This window comes from Shewanella sp. SR43-8 (assembly GCF_014163775.1).
GTDB classification, from domain to species: Bacteria; Pseudomonadota; Gammaproteobacteria; order Enterobacterales; family Shewanellaceae; genus Shewanella; species Shewanella vesiculosa.
Window position 1 is genome coordinate 1 of the sequence record NZ_JACJDX010000007.1, and the last position, 15,604, is coordinate 15,604.

Consider the following 15,604-nt stretch of genomic DNA (forward strand, 5'->3'; position numbering starts at 1 on the left):
CCAATGATGAACATCCACTTTAAACTCATTCGGCACCACTTTAAGCATATTCAGTTCAACTTGATCGACATTTTTGCCTGGGGCAAATTTAGTCCGGTTTGCTAACCTAAAAATATGCGTGTCAACGGCAATGGTTGGCCAACCAAAAGCGGTATTGAGTACTACATTGGCCGTTTTTCGTCCCACTCCAGGTAAAGCTTCTAATGCTTCTCGATTTTCGGGTACTTCACCAGCATGTAAATCAATCAGCATTTTACAGGCGTTAATCACATTAATGGCTTTGTTATTGTATAAGCCAATGGTTTTAATATATTGCTTGAGCCCGTCAACGCCTAAGTCGTAGATTGCTTGAGGCGTATTGGCAATTGGAAACAATTTATCAGTGGCTTTATTGACACTGACGTCAGTTGCTTGTGCTGATAATGTGACCGCAACTAAGAGCTCAAATGGACTGGAAAAATTAAGTTCGGTCTCAGGTTTAGGGTTATTGTCCCTTAATCGGCAGAGAATTTGATGGCGTTTATCTTTATTCATAATAATCGGTCAATTTATCGTTAAGTTAACGGCCGCTGTCGGTTAACAGCGGTTGAGTATTAGTTGACTTTAGTGATCCGAGCCCGCGTAACACCAACTACTTCAGCTTTAGGTTGCATGGCTTTTACTCGGCTGTCGATGACATTTTTAAGGGCGATTAGTAATCCCATGCCAATGAATGCTCCTGGCGGTAACATGGCCAATAAAAATGGCGTGTCTACCTGCCATACATGAATGGTCAAGACACTGGCCCAATCACCTAATAATAGATCTGCACCGTCAAAAAGAGTCCCTTGACCAATGAGTTCACGGCTTGCACCTAACACTACCAATACTGCGGTAAATCCCAAGCCCATCATCAATCCATCGAACGTCGAGTGGGCTAATGAATTACGCGATGCAAATGCTTCAGCGCGACCTATGATGACGCAGTTAGTGACGATCAAGGGTAAGAAAATACCTAATGATAAATATAAATTATAGGCATAAGCGTTAATCAGTAATTGCACACAAGTCACCAGTGCAGCAATGATCATCACAAATACCGGGATTCGAATTTCTTTAGGAACAAAATCGCGCACTAAAGAGACTAAAATATTTGATCCAACTAATACCAACAAAGTGGCCACACCTAAACCTAACGCGTTAGTAATGGTGGCAGTAACGGCAAGTAGTGGACATAGGCCTAAGAGTTGCACTAACCCTGGATTGTTTTTCCATAGCCCTTGAGCGGCTATTTCACGATAATTACTCATGGCTGGCCTCACAGGCATAATGACTTTGGTACAGTGTTTGACGATGTTGTTCAATAAACGTCATCGCTTTAGTAATGGCTTTAACATAAGCGCGCGGAGTAATGGTTGCACCGGTAAATTGATCAAACTGGCCACCGTCTTTTTTTACTTTCCACATGCTGGTGTTGTCTTTAAATAATTTGCCACTGAAATGGGTCACCCAATCAGATTTACGAAGATCGATTTTATCACCTAACCCAGGAGTCTCTTGATGGGAAAGGGTTCGCACACCTAATATTTCCCCTTGGTTATCAACGCCGATAATCAGTTTTATCTCGCCATTATAGCCATCTGGTGCAATTGCTTCTATTGCGATAGCGACAGGTTGATCACCCTGATAAGCAAGATATGCCGGTAAATCGGCTTCTGTGCCTAATAGTTCTGGCGAGTTAACCAAAATACATTGCTCACTGAGTACATTATCGTGTAACTGGGGCGGAATTATTTGGTTGAGAATCAAGGTTAATTGTTTTTGCTGTTGCAATGAAATCGTGTCGCTGGTTAACGCATGCACTAAGGCTACAAGACCTGTGCAACACAAGGCAAATAGGCCCAGTAAAAGACCATTTTTAATCATCGGGTTAGTGGTTAAAATAGACATAATTAATTTCCTGCTCGATGACCATAACTGCGAGGGCGAACATAATAATCGATAAATGGTGCGCACATATTCGCTAGTAACACTGCAAATGCGACAGCATCAGGATAGCCGCCAAATGTTCTTATTAAGTAAATAAGTAAGCCTATCATGGCGCCAAATATTAGACGACCACGAGTACTCGTTGCCGCAGTCACAGGGTCCGTGGCAATAAAAAATGCCGCCAGCATGGTTCCCCCAGAAAATAAATGCATCGTAGGGCTCACGAAGGTATCAGGGCTGATTAAAAAGCCAATACTGGCACAAACAAATAAGCTCAAAAGAATTGATCCGCTTATGTGCCAGCGGATCACCTTGAGCTTCAGCATGACTATGCCGCCAATGAGATAGGCGAGATTGACCCAAAACCAACCTTCGCCAACAGTGCCAGAAAAGATAGTCTTAGTCATACTTTCTGTTGTAGTCAGGCCCATCGACAGGTCGGTTTTTAGGGTATCTAGTGGCGTGGCCATCGTTGTGCCATCAATCGCAAGATGGAAATAGTCTGCAGCGTAGCCAGTGTTTAATTGAAAGATACTGTTGAACGTATGCAACATATCGGCGCTGTTGAGGGCTAATGTTTGCGGGGCAACCCATGATGTCATTTGCACTGGAAATGAGATCAACAGCAGTACGTATGCAGCCATAGCAGGGTTAAAGACATTATTGCCCAATCCACCATAGAGCTGCTTGACAATCACAATCGCAAATAATGTCCCGATAACGATCATCCACCAGGGTGCTAAAGGCGGAATTGCAACCGCCAGTAAGCTTGCCGTCACCAATGCGCTATTATCCGCTAAGATTGCCGTTATATTTTTGTGACGTAACTTTATTACTGCAGCTTCAGCGAGATAAGCTACTGTGATGGCGAGTAATAATTGAACTAAGGTACCATAGCCAAAATAATAGCTTTGTACAGCAATCCCGGGGATCAAGCATAGCGCAACGCGCTTCATCACTGTATTGGTTTGCGATGTTGAACTGACATGTGGTGATGAGGCAATTTTAAATGCCATAGTGGTTATTCCTCTTGCTTAGCACTGTTAGCGAGTTTCTTGGCTTTCGCTTTGGCGACAGCGGCGGCAATTTTGGCTTTTTTGTCATCAATAGGAGCTTCGCTATTGGTCATATCAACATCACTAGCGGTCTTAATCGCCTGATTGACGACGGTAGATGATACGGCTGACTCATCTGTTTGCGTCAACTCATTAGCTAATGCTGCTTTTTTAGCTTTTGCTTTAGCCACTGCGGCAGCGATTTTAGCTTTTTTGTCATCGACAGGAGCGGCATTAATACTGCTATCTGTTGCACTGGGGCTATTTATCGCTTCAGCCGCAACAGCACTACCAGGCTCAGCTGGGTTATCGGTTGCAGCCGATTCATTAGCTAACGCGGCTTTTTTGGCTTTTGCTTTAGCCACCGCAGCAGCGATTTTAGCTTTTTTGTCATCAACAGGAGCGACGTTAATACTGCTATCTGTTGCACTCGGGCTATTTATCGCCTCAGCCGTAACAGCACTATCAGACTCAGCAGGGTTATCGGTTGCAGCCGATTCATTAGCTAACGCGGCTTTTTTGGCTTTTGCTTTAGCCACCGCAGCAGCGATTTTAGCTTTTTTGTCATCGATAGGAGCGGCATTAATACTGCTATTTGTTGCACTCGGGTTATTTATCGCCTCAGCCGCAACAGCACTATCAGGCTCAGCTGGGTTATCGGTTGCAGCCGATTCATTAGCTAACGCGGCTTTTTTGGCTTTTGCTCGAGCTACCGCAGCGGCAATTTTTGCTTTCTTGTCGTCGATATTATCAGCGGAATGATCAGCAGTTGCCTCTGTGACATCAGCTTGCTTATCAGCTAAAGACTGAGCTGCAATAGCGGCTTTTTTAGCTTTAGCCCGCTCAATTGCTGCACTAACCGCGGTTTTCTTCGCGTCCGGACTGTCCACAGCTACACTTGGTGCATCGGTAATGTTTGTGTGTGTTGTGACTGAGTCCTTTGTCGCATCTGCTGTTTGAGCCTTTTTAGCAGCAATACGTGCCATTGCAGCGGCAACGGCATCTTTGTCGCTCGATTTCATATTCGCTTGGCGTTTAGCCGCCGCTTGCTTAGATTTTTCTTCTCGAGCCGTTTTTTCATCTTCAAGTCGTTGCAGGCGCACTTCAAAACGTTGTTTTGCTCTTTCAGCTTGTAGTTTTTCTTCTGCAGTATTTTTCAGCGCAGATTTAGCCACGCGATAGTATTCTACTAATGGAATATCACTTGGGCATACGTAACTGCAACAACCACATTCTATGCAGTCTTTTAAGTTAAAGCTGGCAGCCTTATCGTATTCTTCGGCCTTTGCATGCCAAAATAATTGCTGAGGTAGCAATAATGCCGGGCAGGCAACTGCACACTCACCACATCGAATACAGGCTTTCTCATCGGCGTCTGGGGCGATTTCAGCTTGGCTGGGGGTCAGTAAGCAGTTAGTACCTTTTAATATTGGCACATCGAGATCTGCTAGTGCGTATCCCATCATTGGGCCACCCACAATGACTTTTTGGCCATTATCTGGGGCAAAGTTGACTTGATTTAGAGCATCGGCCACCGTTGTTCCTATGCGAAGCCAATAGTTTCCTGGTTTTCCGACGCGTTCCCCAGTGAAAGTGACAACGCGTTCAATAAGTGGCTTACCTTGTAAAACGGCTTCTTGAATCGCATAGGCGGTACCGACGTTATGCATCACAATACCAAGTTGGGCTGGAATGGCTCCACTGGGTACTTCTTTACCGGTAATAATTTGAATCAGTTGTTTTTCACCGCCAGAAGGATACTTGGTCGGAATAACCGTGACGCGAATAATATCATTAGGCAATGTACTGCGAGTAATTGCCGCTTGCATCGCTTTTGCTGCTTCAGGTTTATTATCTTCAATAGCGATAACAATGCGCTGAGGATTGAGTAAGTGATGAATAATGCTGATCCCAGTTAAGATCTCATCACTGTAATCACGCATTAATCTGTCATCGGCGCTGATGTAGGGTTCACACTCGACACCATTAATGATCACTAAATCTATTTCACTGGCAGGGTTAAGTTTTACGTGGCTGGGAAACGCTGCGCCGCCCATACCCGCAATACCCGCTTGTTTAATTTTGTCTAAAATAGCCGACTTTGACAGTTGTTCAAGCTGGTTTGGTATTAATTCACACCAAGTATCTTGACCATCAGCTTCGATGATGCAGCTTAATACTGGCAATGTAGAAGCATGGTTACTGTTATGTTGCTCTATGGCGACAACCACACCAGAGGTAGGCGCGTGAACGGGTAAATAAGTAAAGCCAGCTCCTTCAGTGAGAGCTTGTCCTTTGAGTACGTGGTCACCCACCTTGACACTCATGGTCGCAAGTTGGCCGACAAGGGGAACCGGTACGACAAATCGCGATGGCAAGGGTAACGATGATATTACGCTTTGATTGGATAATGTTTTCAGTTCAGGTGGATGGATCCCGCCAGGAGAGCGCCACAAATGACCTTTATCTAATTGCTCTAATAACGTTAACACCGTTTATCCTCTTGCTGTTGATCGATTACGCTTATTGGAATTGCGCGTAATTTCCAATCCCAATTTTGTATAGTGGTTTCAACGGGGATCATGTCAATACAATCGACGGGACAAGGTTCAACGCATAAATCGCAGCCAGTACAATCTTTGGCAATCACGGTATGCATTAATTTTCCAGCCCCTAAAATAGCGTCGACTGGGCATGCTTGAATACATTTAGTACAGCCAATACATTCATCTTCGCGGATAAAAGCCACTTTTTTCACATTGGCTTGGGCTGCTTCCCCTAATGGTTCCGGTTCTACGCCCATGAGTTCGGCAATCTTTTCCATGGTAGCAGTACCACCAGGAGGGCATTTATTGATTTTATCACCATTGGCAATGGCTTCGGCGTAGGGCCGGCAACCCGGATAACCACATTGTCCACACTGAGTCTGTGGCAGCAGGGTGTCAACTTGATCAACAATAGGATTGCCTTCGACTTTAAATTTTTTCGATGCAAAGCCTAAAATGACTCCAAATGCTAACGCTAAAACGGTCAATATCGCTACAGCAATGAATATACTCGACAACATTAGTTAACCAGCCCCGCAAACCCCATAAAGGCTAATGACATTAAACCTGCAGTGATCATCGCAATCGCACCACCTTGAAAAGGTAAGGGCACGTCTGCTGCAGCCAAGCGCTCACGCATGGCTGAAAATAAAATTAACACTAGAGAAAAACCAACAGCAGCACCAAAACCATAAATAGCCGATTCAATAAAGTTATGGTCTTCATTAACGTTAAGCAATGCCACGCCTAATACCGCGCAATTGGTGGTAATAAGCGGTAGATAAATTCCCAAAGCACGATGTAGAGACGCGCTGGTTTTTTGCACCACCATTTCAGTGAACTGTACGACAACAGCAATCACTAAAATAAAGCTCATGGTGCGTAAATAGCTTAAGTCAAAAGGTTGCAGTAAAAATTCGTTGGTTAAATAACTCAGAATAGAAGCGAGGGTCAACACAAACGTGGTGGCCATTGACATGCCGACCGCCGACGCTAATTTGCTCGACACCCCCATAAAAGGGCATAGACCTAAGAATTTTACCAGAACGAAGTTATTTACCAGCACTGTGCCGATCAACAGGAGAAGATACTCTGTCATTGCTACAATTTTTTTGACCAATAGATACGAGTATTATCTTAGGTTTGGCGCCGATAAACAACGGATAAAAAATAAGGTTAAACATAAAATGTTTAACCTTAGAATAAAAGCGATATATTTACCGTATATTAACGTTGTTTTTACTGTTTATTTAACAATAACTCAGGTTTAGCAATATAATAACCTTGCATACCATCTACTAACAGTTTTTCTAACGTCAGCTTTTCGTCTTGTTTTTCAACCCCAGTAGCGATAACGCGGATACTGATGCGTTTAGCGATATCGACAATCATCCGGACAAAGAACTTATTATTATTGTCCTGTTCGATATTGTCACTGTAACTACTGTCTAACTTGATAAAATCAGGACGAACCTCTCGGAAAAATTTAAATGATGTAAAGCCTAAACCAAAGCGCTCGATAGCCACTTTTGCTCCAGCTTTGTGTATCTCGTTTACAAAATTATGGCTAGATTCTAAATTGGTTTGCATGCCTGATTCATTCAGTTCAAACACCAATCGAGCCGCTGTGCCTCGATTTTTAGTTAATATGTCTTTAAGCCACATGGTAAAACCGTCTTGATGTGCTGAAGAAGCACTGATATTAACTCCCATGTGGCCTGAAATGCTTGGGTTCTCACTCAACACCTTAATGGTTTGTGTCACGATCATTTTATCTAATTCAACACTCATCCCATATCGTTCAGCCATTGCAATAACAGTGGTCGTGGGTAAATGTTTACCTTCGACATTATAAAAGCGTGCTAATAATTCACGGTAAACTTCAGTCGCATTATTACAAGGTTGGATAGGTTGTTGATAAAACTTAATACTTCTTCGATTAATTAAGTCATCTATAGTGATTTTCCAATGTTCCGTGCTTATTTGCTCACTACCCGATAGTTTCTCTAATTGATAGTAACGATTTGGTCCCATTGTTTGCGCCACGCTGACGGCCGTATCGGCTAATGCCATCAATGCCAATGGCTCGTTACCTTGCTGATAGGGCACCATACCAGCATGTGCAATGGAATCACTTTTAGTTGTTTGAGCATATTCATCTAAGTGGCGTTTAAGGTGTTCTAAAAATCGTTCGCCTTCTTTAAGTGAAATGCTGTCAATAAAAATAGCAAAATCACCACTTGAGATTCTAAAGCACTCACTCATTCCAAGATTAGCTAGCGATTTTCGAATACAGGTTGCCAATTTTGCTAAATAATCATCTCCAGCCGCACGTCCATGCAACTGATTGATGCTTGCCAGTTCAGCAGCCTTAACGACTATGAGTACACCATACTGTTGCTTATCCGTTTTATTAATTGCTTCAATATGTTGTGTAAAACGTTGTCGAGTTGAAAATCCACTGACGGGATCTTGATATGCGGCTTTAGTTAACTGTTCATTCTCTTTTCTGACACGATCTAAGTTGAGCTTTAATTGGCTGCGACAAATTTCCAGTGTATTACCCAGAGGTCTTAAAACACCTGGAAAGCGCGATTTCTCAATGGCGAGGAAGGATAAATCAGGAATATGAGAGATGTATTCGGCAGCATAGTTGATTCTTCGGCGGTGTAGTTGCATCAGCAATGCAAATAACAACATCAATGACACATAAGCGATAATCAATAAGGTTGCTGTCTGTTGTAAATCATCAAAACTGGCTGATAATACGCTCGCGGTATCTAATCTAACTTGTAAGCGACCGTCAGGAAAATTTTGTACATGACCTAATTCAATATTGAAGATTTCACTGGCGAAATCTCCCGCTGGGCGAAGTAAGCTGCCATGAGTAAAATTGTTATTATTATCAGTTTTATCAATATACTGAAAAAACTGAAACGAAAATTTTTCAGACATAAGCTGGTATAGTGCTTCGCCACTCCCTTGCCACTGATCAATAGTTTGCACGTATTGCTGATAATTAACCCGTGCAATTTCACCTTGTTGTTGAACTTCATTATTTTCCACCGTAAAAATTCGGAAAATTAATAAACCGAAAACGATAAAAAGAACAAGCTGAAAGGATTTCGATAAGCCCATAAAACATCTATTCCTTGAGTATGTTTGGTTAAACTTGCTCGTTCTGGCACAAACCTTGTGCTGCAGTGGTTCGAATGTCGTTTTTTAACCAAAAGTAAAATGCGCTATATAGTTTGTATAATAACCAATAATATCATAGCAGAAATGAGATTAAATAATGATTAATCTAAGGTTATATTTCCGATAGAAAATTTAACGATTTTAATCACAAAAATTTTAACATAAATGACCAATGATAAAGGATCATCAATGACTAATAAGATATTGAATTACATGGGAGGTTCGTAGGAGGGGAGTTTTAGCTGTGCGATGAAGTTAATAATAATGGCTCCCCAGACTGGACTCGAACCAGTGACATACGGATTAACAGTCCGCCGTTCTACCAACTGAACTACTGGGGAATTATTATTACTTATTTTAGACTTTGAAATGGCTCCCCAAACTGGACTTGAACCAGTGACATACGGATTAACAGTCCGCCGTTCTACCAACTGAACTATTGGGGAAGCGTATTATTTCAAATATGTTATCTCGATGGCTCCCCAAACTGGACTTGAACCAGTGACATACGGATTAACAGTCCGCCGTTCTACCAACTGAACTATTGGGGAATCGTTTCGATAACAGTAAATATTGGCTCCCCAAACTGGACTCGAACCAGTGACATACGGATTAACAGTCCGCCGTTCTACCAACTGAACTATTGGGGAATTATATTTACATCTCAACTTACTTTTACTAAATGGCTCCCCAGACTGGACTCGAACCAGTGACATACGGATTAACAGTCCGCCGTTCTACCAACTGAACTACTGGGGAAGCGTTTTTAGCAATGTATTGCTGAGAACGGAGCGCATAGTAAAACGCTCTGGTAACTGAGTCAACTCGAGTTATAAAAAAAAACGCATTTATGTGACTAATTGGTTACCAAACACACATCGTGAACGACTTTTGCTCGTTTGTGGTGATATTTTGACAATGAAAACAAAATTAATCACTTACTCATAAAATGGATTGTCGAACACTAACGATGCTGTTTATGTCAATTTCTTTGGGGAGTAGGTAGTTTGTGGTTGAAATTTGTTCGACTGACTTGATTTGTCTCTTTGTAAAAGAATGTGGCACAAGTTTTAGCGACAAAGTCTCTCAATAAGCATATATCGAGCAATAAATTGTTCGTTGATACATTAGACTACTTAGCTAATCTCTTGAGATCACGTTTGTGGTCACTTTTACTGTAGCACCGCTCACTCATGACGCTCAACTCCATCTGATGATTTCCATCTTGATGCCTCATCATATTAAAGTGATTATTCAAGTGCTGATATTTCGGCTAAGAGCTAGCTCAGTTTAACTAATGTATTTAAGAGAATGAACATTAACATTAATGAAATGGGTATCGAAAGTAGATGACTCAGAGATGGGATCGCAAGCTTGATCGATATTCAATCGATTGCTAAAGTAATTGTAGATTATCGAATTTAGCTATTCTTGACCCAATAGGTGAACTATTGTCGCTATCTTTCGTATTAATATGCAAATGTAATTAAATTTCATCACAAATTTCTTACGCTTTTATGAAACTCACTTGGTCGCTACCCCGCAGCAGTATTGAACTTTATTGACTTATCCACTAAATCTGTGGATAAACTTGTGGACTTCTTATGTAAATGAGCGGCAACCCCTTATTGCGCTTGAGTCGGACTTAAATTGGTACAATTATTTAGCGATAAGTTAAGTTGTATTTAATCAACTAGATACAAAAATCAATAACTTTCTTTTGTCACTGTTCTCTCAGTTGCAAAATTGTAATCTCTTTGGACAGTAGATTGTGTATTAAATTATGATTTAAGTTAGTTTTTCGGCGTATTACAGTGATTTAATCATGACCTTATCCATTTGTTTATAACTTTCACTTTAGGATCTTTATTTTGTCACATTACAGTGCTTAGTCGCTGATAGTGATCTGAATAAAACATGCCCCAATTAATGGCTATAATGCGCTTTTAGGATTCATTTGGGCATAGCTTTAAATGATAAGAGAAGCTGTGCAATGATATTTTATATCGCCATTTGCTTGTTTTTGGGTATATCATAAACAGTTAATTAAAATAGGAAGCCGTGTTGTGTCAGAGTCCGTTTTTTCCCTAGAATCTAAATTTGAACCCGCCGGCGATCAACCTACAGCGATAAAAAAATTAGTTGATGGTTTAGAATCCGGTGTGGCTAGCCAAACGCTACTCGGCGTTACTGGATCAGGTAAAACATACACAATCGCCAATGTCATTAAGCAAATGGGGCGGCCAACTATCATCATGGCGCCTAACAAAACCCTTGCTGCCCAGCTCTATGGTGAGATGAAAGAGTTTTTTCCACATAATGCGGTTGAATATTTTGTATCCTACTACGATTACTATCAACCTGAAGCCTATGTTCCTGCGTCTAACACCTTTATAGAAAAAGATGCATCTGTGAATGCTCACATAGAGCAAATGCGTCTATCGGCCACTAAAGCGCTTTTAGAGCGTAAAGATGTGGTGCTCATCGCCTCGGTATCAGCTATATACGGTTTAGGTGATCCCGACTCTTATATGAAGATGCTATTACATTTGCGCCAAGGTGATTTTATGGGGCAACGGGACATCCTTATCCGACTCAGTGAATTGCAATACAAACGCAATGATATTGAATTACAACGCGGCACATATCGAGTTCGTGGTGAAGTGATTGATATTTTTCCGGCAGAATCTGAACGTGAAGCGATTCGAATTGAATTATTTGACGATGAAATAGAACGTTTAAGCGAATTTGATCCTTTGACTGGACAGATTAACAAGCGCATCGCACGCACCACTATTTATCCTAAAACCCACTATGTTACCCCGCGAGAAAAAATTCTTGCCGCCACGGAAGAGATAAAGGAAGAGCTACGAGAACGCCGTCAGTATTTACTTGATAACAATAAATTGATTGAAGCTCAGCGGATCACTGAACGGGTTCAATATGACATTGAAATGATGGTCGAGCTGGGTTACTGCTCTGGAATTGAAAATTACTCGCGATATTTATCCGGTCGATCATCTGGAGATGGTCCACCAACATTACTTGATTACCTTCCTGCAGATGGTTTACTGATCATTGATGAATCACATGTCACAGTGCCGCAAATTGGCGCTATGTACAAAGGTGACCGAAGCCGAAAAATGAACTTAGTAGAGTATGGCTTTCGATTACCATCTGCATTGGATAATCGGCCATTGATGTTCGAAGAGTTTGAGCGATTAATGCCGCAAACTATTTTTGTTTCGGCGACACCTAGTTTATATGAACTTGAAAAAAGTACCGGAGAGATAGCAGAGCAGGTGGTAAGGCCTACGGGATTGCTCGACCCTGTTTTAGAAGTGCGTCCTGTGGGTATCCAAGTTGACGATTTATTGTCTGAGATCCACAAACGTGTGGCGGTGAATGAAAGGGTGCTGGTTACCACATTGACCAAACGGATGTCAGAAGATCTGAGTGAATACCTTGATGAACATGGCATAAAAGTGCGCTATCTGCATTCTGACATTGATACCGTTGAGCGGGTTGAGATTATCCGAGATTTACGTTTAGGGCGTTTTGACGTACTGATTGGGATTAACTTATTACGTGAGGGCTTAGATTTACCAGAAGTATCATTAGTCTGTATTTTAGATGCCGATAAAGAGGGTTTTTTACGTTCCGAACGCTCACTTATCCAAACCATTGGTCGTGCGGCCCGTAATGTTAACGGCAAAGTTATTTTATATGCAGATCGCATAACCAACTCAATGGCTAAAGCCATGGGGGAAACGGAACGTCGACGCGAAAAACAACATCTACACAATGTGGCCAATGGGATTGTGCCGCGAGGTGTGGTGAAAAGTATTACAGATGTGATGGATGTTGGTGATAGCAACTTCAGTAAAGGTACACGTAAAAATCACTCTAAATTTGCTGAAGTCGCAGAAGAGCGCGCTAAATACACCAGTATTGCTGATTTGAGTCATCAAATTGATAAACTTGAAAAACAAATGCACGAACATGCTAAAAATTTAGAGTTTGAGCAAGCCGCTGCTGTGCGTGACGACGTTAAACATTTACGAGACCTGATCATTGTTAATAGCTAACAAGTTCAAAATATAATCCCTGTCTGCTGCCAGACGGGGAAGAGTCTCATGTGATCACAAACAACTGCATCGGCAAATTATTCTAAAACTGCTAATAAAAAAACGCGCCAATTGGCGCGTTTTTGTTGTTGCATATTATTGAGCTAATTAGAAACTGGCTGAGCGTGGGGCACGTGGGAACGGGATAACATCACGAATGTTGTTAACGCCAGTAACGTACGATACCAAACGTTCAAAACCTAGACCAAAGCCTGCATGAGGTACTGTGCCATAGCGACGTAAGTCGCGATACCACCAGTAATCTTCTTGGCTTAAATCCATTTCAGCTAAACGCTTATCAAGCACGTCTAAACGCTCTTCACGTTGCGCACCACCGATGATCTCACCAATGCCTGGTGCTAACACGTCCATAGCGGCAACTGTCTTGCCGTCATCATTTAAGCGCATGTAGAAAGCTTTAATGTCTTTCGGGTAGTTTTTTACTACCACAGGTGCTTTAAAGTGTTCTTCAGCTAAGTAGCGTTCGTGCTCAGACTGTAGATCGATACCCCATTCGACTGCGAATTCAAACTTCTTACCGCAGTTTTTAAGGATTTCAACCGCATCAGTGTAATCCACTTGGGCGAAATCACTGCTCACAAAGGCTTGTAAACGTTCAATAACGGTTTTATCAATACGCTCATTAAAGAAGGTTAAGTCATCCATACGCTCTTCAAGTACCGCACTGAAAGCGAACTTAAGCATTTTTTCCGCTAACTCAGCCGCATCGTCTAATGTAGCAAACGCCACTTCAGGCTCAACCATCCAGAATTCTGCAAGATGGCGAGTTGTGTTGGAGTTTTCAGCACGGAAAGTCGGGCCAAAGGTATACACTTTGGATAATGCACAAGCATAGGTTTCTGCGTTCAACTGACCCGATACGGTTAAGAATGCTTCTTTACCGAAAAAATCTTTATCGTAATCAACTTTACCTGCGTCAGTACGTGGAAGATTTTCCATGTCTAATGTCGACACGCGGAACATTTCACCTGCGCCTTCACAATCAGAAGCGGTAATAAGTGGGGTAGATACCCAGATAAAACCTTCTTGGTGATAGAAACGATGGATTGCTTGCGATAAACAGTTACGAACTCGAGCTACAGCACCAATAATATTGGTACGTGGGCGTAAATGGGCGAGTTCACGAAGATGCTCAATAGAATGACGTTTAGCCGACATTGGATAAGTATCTGGATCATCAACAAATCCAGTCACTACGATTTCAGATACTTGTAATTCAAATGCTTGGCCGGCACCTGGAGAGGCTACCACTTCACCTGTCATCACAACAGAGCAGCCTGCAGTCAATTTCAATACATCGTCATTGTAATTGGCTAGGCTATTTGGCACGACACCTTGAATAGGGTCGAAACATGAACCGTCATAAACGGCCAAGAAAGAGATACCCGCTTTTGAATCACGACGAGTTCTTACCCAGCCACGTATAGTGACATGTGAACCAACGGCGTGTTCAGCTTTAAATACAGAAGCGACAGATGCAATGCTCATTGTTGCTTTATTCTCCAACGTATAGAATATAAATGTAAAATTTGGGTTTATCTTACCTTGCTGGTGGCTTTTCTCAAGCTGAAAACGCTATTCTATAAAGATTATTGTGATACTTTTGAGTAAGTCGATTAAATATTTGGCGAATTAGCCTCGTATTCTCTCGTTAACCAAGGAAAAGGCCATGTCTCGTTTAGGTATTATACAAGTGGTGTTGACTATTTTGTCATTATTAGGCTGGAGCTTAGCCATTTATGCATTGATTATCTTTGGCGAAGCCAGACCCGATAGAGCCGTAGGGTACTTTTTGAGCAAGGGCGCCACGGTCCGCTTAAACTGGGATCCACAGTTAACCATTAAATTAGAATACCTAATTTGGTGGTGTGCCGGTGTTAGTTTTCTCAACCTGCTGGTAAATTTTTATGCTAAGGCCACTACGCGCATAGGGTTTTGGGTTAATATTCCGTTGTTGTTTTTGGTGTCAGTGTCTGCGGGTTTGTACATTCGTTACGTGGTGTAGATGTGTTGATTAATGCTCATGCAGAAGCCAATAAAAGTGGTTATCATTTGGGTGTTGAATTGGATTTTTATTTAAATCGCCAATGTTATAGGCTTAATTGACATCGATATGACGACACAATAAGTCGATAATGGCGGCGGTAACCCCCCAAATAAACTTGTCTTCAAAAGGCATAAAGTGAACTTGATACCTTGCCCCATGACGGTAATGAAACATGTTATGGCGGTTGCTGCGCTCAATAAAAAAATTGAGTGGTACCAAAAAGCAATCTTCAACCTCACCAGGATCTAGCACCAATTCAAAAGGCTGCTTTACCATCGCCACCACAGGGGTAATTTCAAAACCAGTAAAGGTTTTGTGCGCAGGAAAAATCCCTAGAATATCGACATTTTCAGGCTGTAATCCTATTTCTTCGTGCGCTTCGCGCAGTGCCGTATGAATAATATCCCTATCATTTGGCTCAACTTTACCGCCAGGAAAGCTGATTTGACCAGGATGGTGACGTAAATGCATAGGACGCCGAGTTAACATAATATGCAGTTGCTGATCGACTTCCATTACTGCAATTAACACCGCGGCTTGACGACCAAGATATGATTTGGGCGCAGAAGTGATGGTTGAGCGCAGCCGATGTAAGTTATAGCGTAAAGTGAATTCGTGTTTATTCATTGGTAACGTCTGGAT

At 42.0% G+C, this 15,604-nt stretch carries 12 protein-coding genes and 5 tRNA genes; 2 read left to right on the forward strand and 15 right to left on the reverse strand.

Going from position 1 to position 15,604, the window contains the following annotated elements; translation table 11 throughout:
- From nth to H5114_RS10165, 13 genes are all read right to left on the reverse strand, one after another.
- The coding region (gene nth / locus H5114_RS10105; RefSeq protein ID WP_182722837.1) for an endonuclease III at positions 1 to 534 on the reverse strand (534 nt) is incomplete at its 3' end.
- A 59-nt stretch (positions 535 to 593) separates the two neighbouring features.
- Positions 594 to 1,289 (reverse strand): electron transport complex subunit E, encoded by a 696-nt coding sequence (locus tag H5114_RS10110; RefSeq protein WP_124014717.1) that lies wholly within the window; start codon positions 1,287 to 1,289, stop codon positions 594 to 596.
- Positions 1,282 to 1,905, reverse strand: a complete 624-nt coding sequence (gene rsxG / locus H5114_RS10115) for an electron transport complex subunit RsxG (protein ID WP_182697431.1) — start codon at positions 1,903 to 1,905, stop codon at positions 1,282 to 1,284. Before rsxG ends, H5114_RS10110 begins: the two co-directional genes overlap by 8 nt.
- Positions 1,906 to 1,931: 26 nt before the next feature.
- A complete protein-coding gene (rsxD, locus tag H5114_RS10120; RefSeq protein ID WP_182697259.1) occupies positions 1,932 to 2,984 on the reverse strand; it encodes an electron transport complex subunit RsxD in 1,053 nt (350 codons plus the stop codon).
- A gap of 5 nt (positions 2,985 to 2,989) precedes the next feature.
- Positions 2,990 to 5,515, reverse strand: a complete 2,526-nt coding sequence (gene rsxC, locus H5114_RS10125; RefSeq protein WP_182722838.1) for an electron transport complex subunit RsxC — start codon at positions 5,513 to 5,515, stop codon at positions 2,990 to 2,992.
- Positions 5,509 to 6,087, reverse strand: a complete 579-nt coding sequence (gene rsxB, locus H5114_RS10130) for an electron transport complex subunit RsxB (protein WP_182722973.1) — start codon at positions 6,085 to 6,087, stop codon at positions 5,509 to 5,511. The genes rsxC and rsxB overlap by 7 nt, the downstream gene beginning before the upstream one ends.
- 2 nt (positions 6,088 to 6,089) lie before the next feature.
- Positions 6,090 to 6,668 (reverse strand): electron transport complex subunit RsxA, encoded by a 579-nt coding sequence (gene rsxA / locus H5114_RS10135; protein WP_182722839.1) that lies wholly within the window; start codon positions 6,666 to 6,668, stop codon positions 6,090 to 6,092.
- A 140-nt stretch (positions 6,669 to 6,808) separates the two neighbouring features.
- On the reverse strand, positions 6,809 to 8,707 hold the full coding sequence (locus H5114_RS10140) for an EAL domain-containing protein (RefSeq protein WP_182722840.1): 1,899 nt from the start codon (positions 8,705 to 8,707) through the stop codon (positions 6,809 to 6,811).
- Between the two features lie 325 nt (positions 8,708 to 9,032).
- Positions 9,033 to 9,108: transfer RNA gene (locus tag H5114_RS10145), tRNA-Asn, on the reverse strand.
- Between the two features lie 29 nt (positions 9,109 to 9,137).
- Positions 9,138 to 9,213 (reverse strand) — tRNA-Asn (locus H5114_RS10150).
- Positions 9,214 to 9,242: 29 nt separating this feature from the next.
- A tRNA-Asn gene (locus H5114_RS10155) sits at positions 9,243 to 9,318 on the reverse strand.
- Positions 9,319 to 9,341: 23 nt separating this feature from the next.
- Positions 9,342 to 9,417, reverse strand: a tRNA-Asn gene (locus tag H5114_RS10160).
- A gap of 33 nt (positions 9,418 to 9,450) precedes the next feature.
- Positions 9,451 to 9,526, reverse strand: a tRNA-Asn gene (locus H5114_RS10165).
- Positions 9,527 to 10,833: 1,307 nt separating this feature from the next.
- On the opposite strand from H5114_RS10165, the gene uvrB reads away from it, so the two are divergent.
- Complete coding sequence (uvrB, locus tag H5114_RS10170) at positions 10,834 to 12,855, forward strand: excinuclease ABC subunit UvrB (protein ID WP_124014723.1); 2,022 nt, start codon at positions 10,834 to 10,836, stop codon at positions 12,853 to 12,855.
- Between the two features lie 147 nt (positions 12,856 to 13,002).
- Here uvrB and asnS read toward each other — a convergent pair whose 3' ends face one another.
- Complete coding sequence (gene asnS, locus H5114_RS10175) at positions 13,003 to 14,403, reverse strand: asparagine--tRNA ligase (RefSeq protein ID WP_124014724.1); 1,401 nt, start codon at positions 14,401 to 14,403, stop codon at positions 13,003 to 13,005.
- 181 nt (positions 14,404 to 14,584) lie between these two features.
- Between asnS and H5114_RS10180 the strand changes: the two genes are divergently transcribed.
- A complete protein-coding gene (locus tag H5114_RS10180; RefSeq protein WP_124014725.1) occupies positions 14,585 to 14,920 on the forward strand; it encodes a hypothetical protein in 336 nt (111 codons plus the stop codon).
- 93 nt (positions 14,921 to 15,013) lie between these two features.
- On the opposite strand, the gene H5114_RS10185 is transcribed toward H5114_RS10180, so the two are convergent.
- Complete coding sequence (locus H5114_RS10185; protein ID WP_124014726.1) at positions 15,014 to 15,589, reverse strand: CoA pyrophosphatase; 576 nt, start codon at positions 15,587 to 15,589, stop codon at positions 15,014 to 15,016.
- Between the last annotated feature and the right edge of the window lie 15 nt (positions 15,590 to 15,604).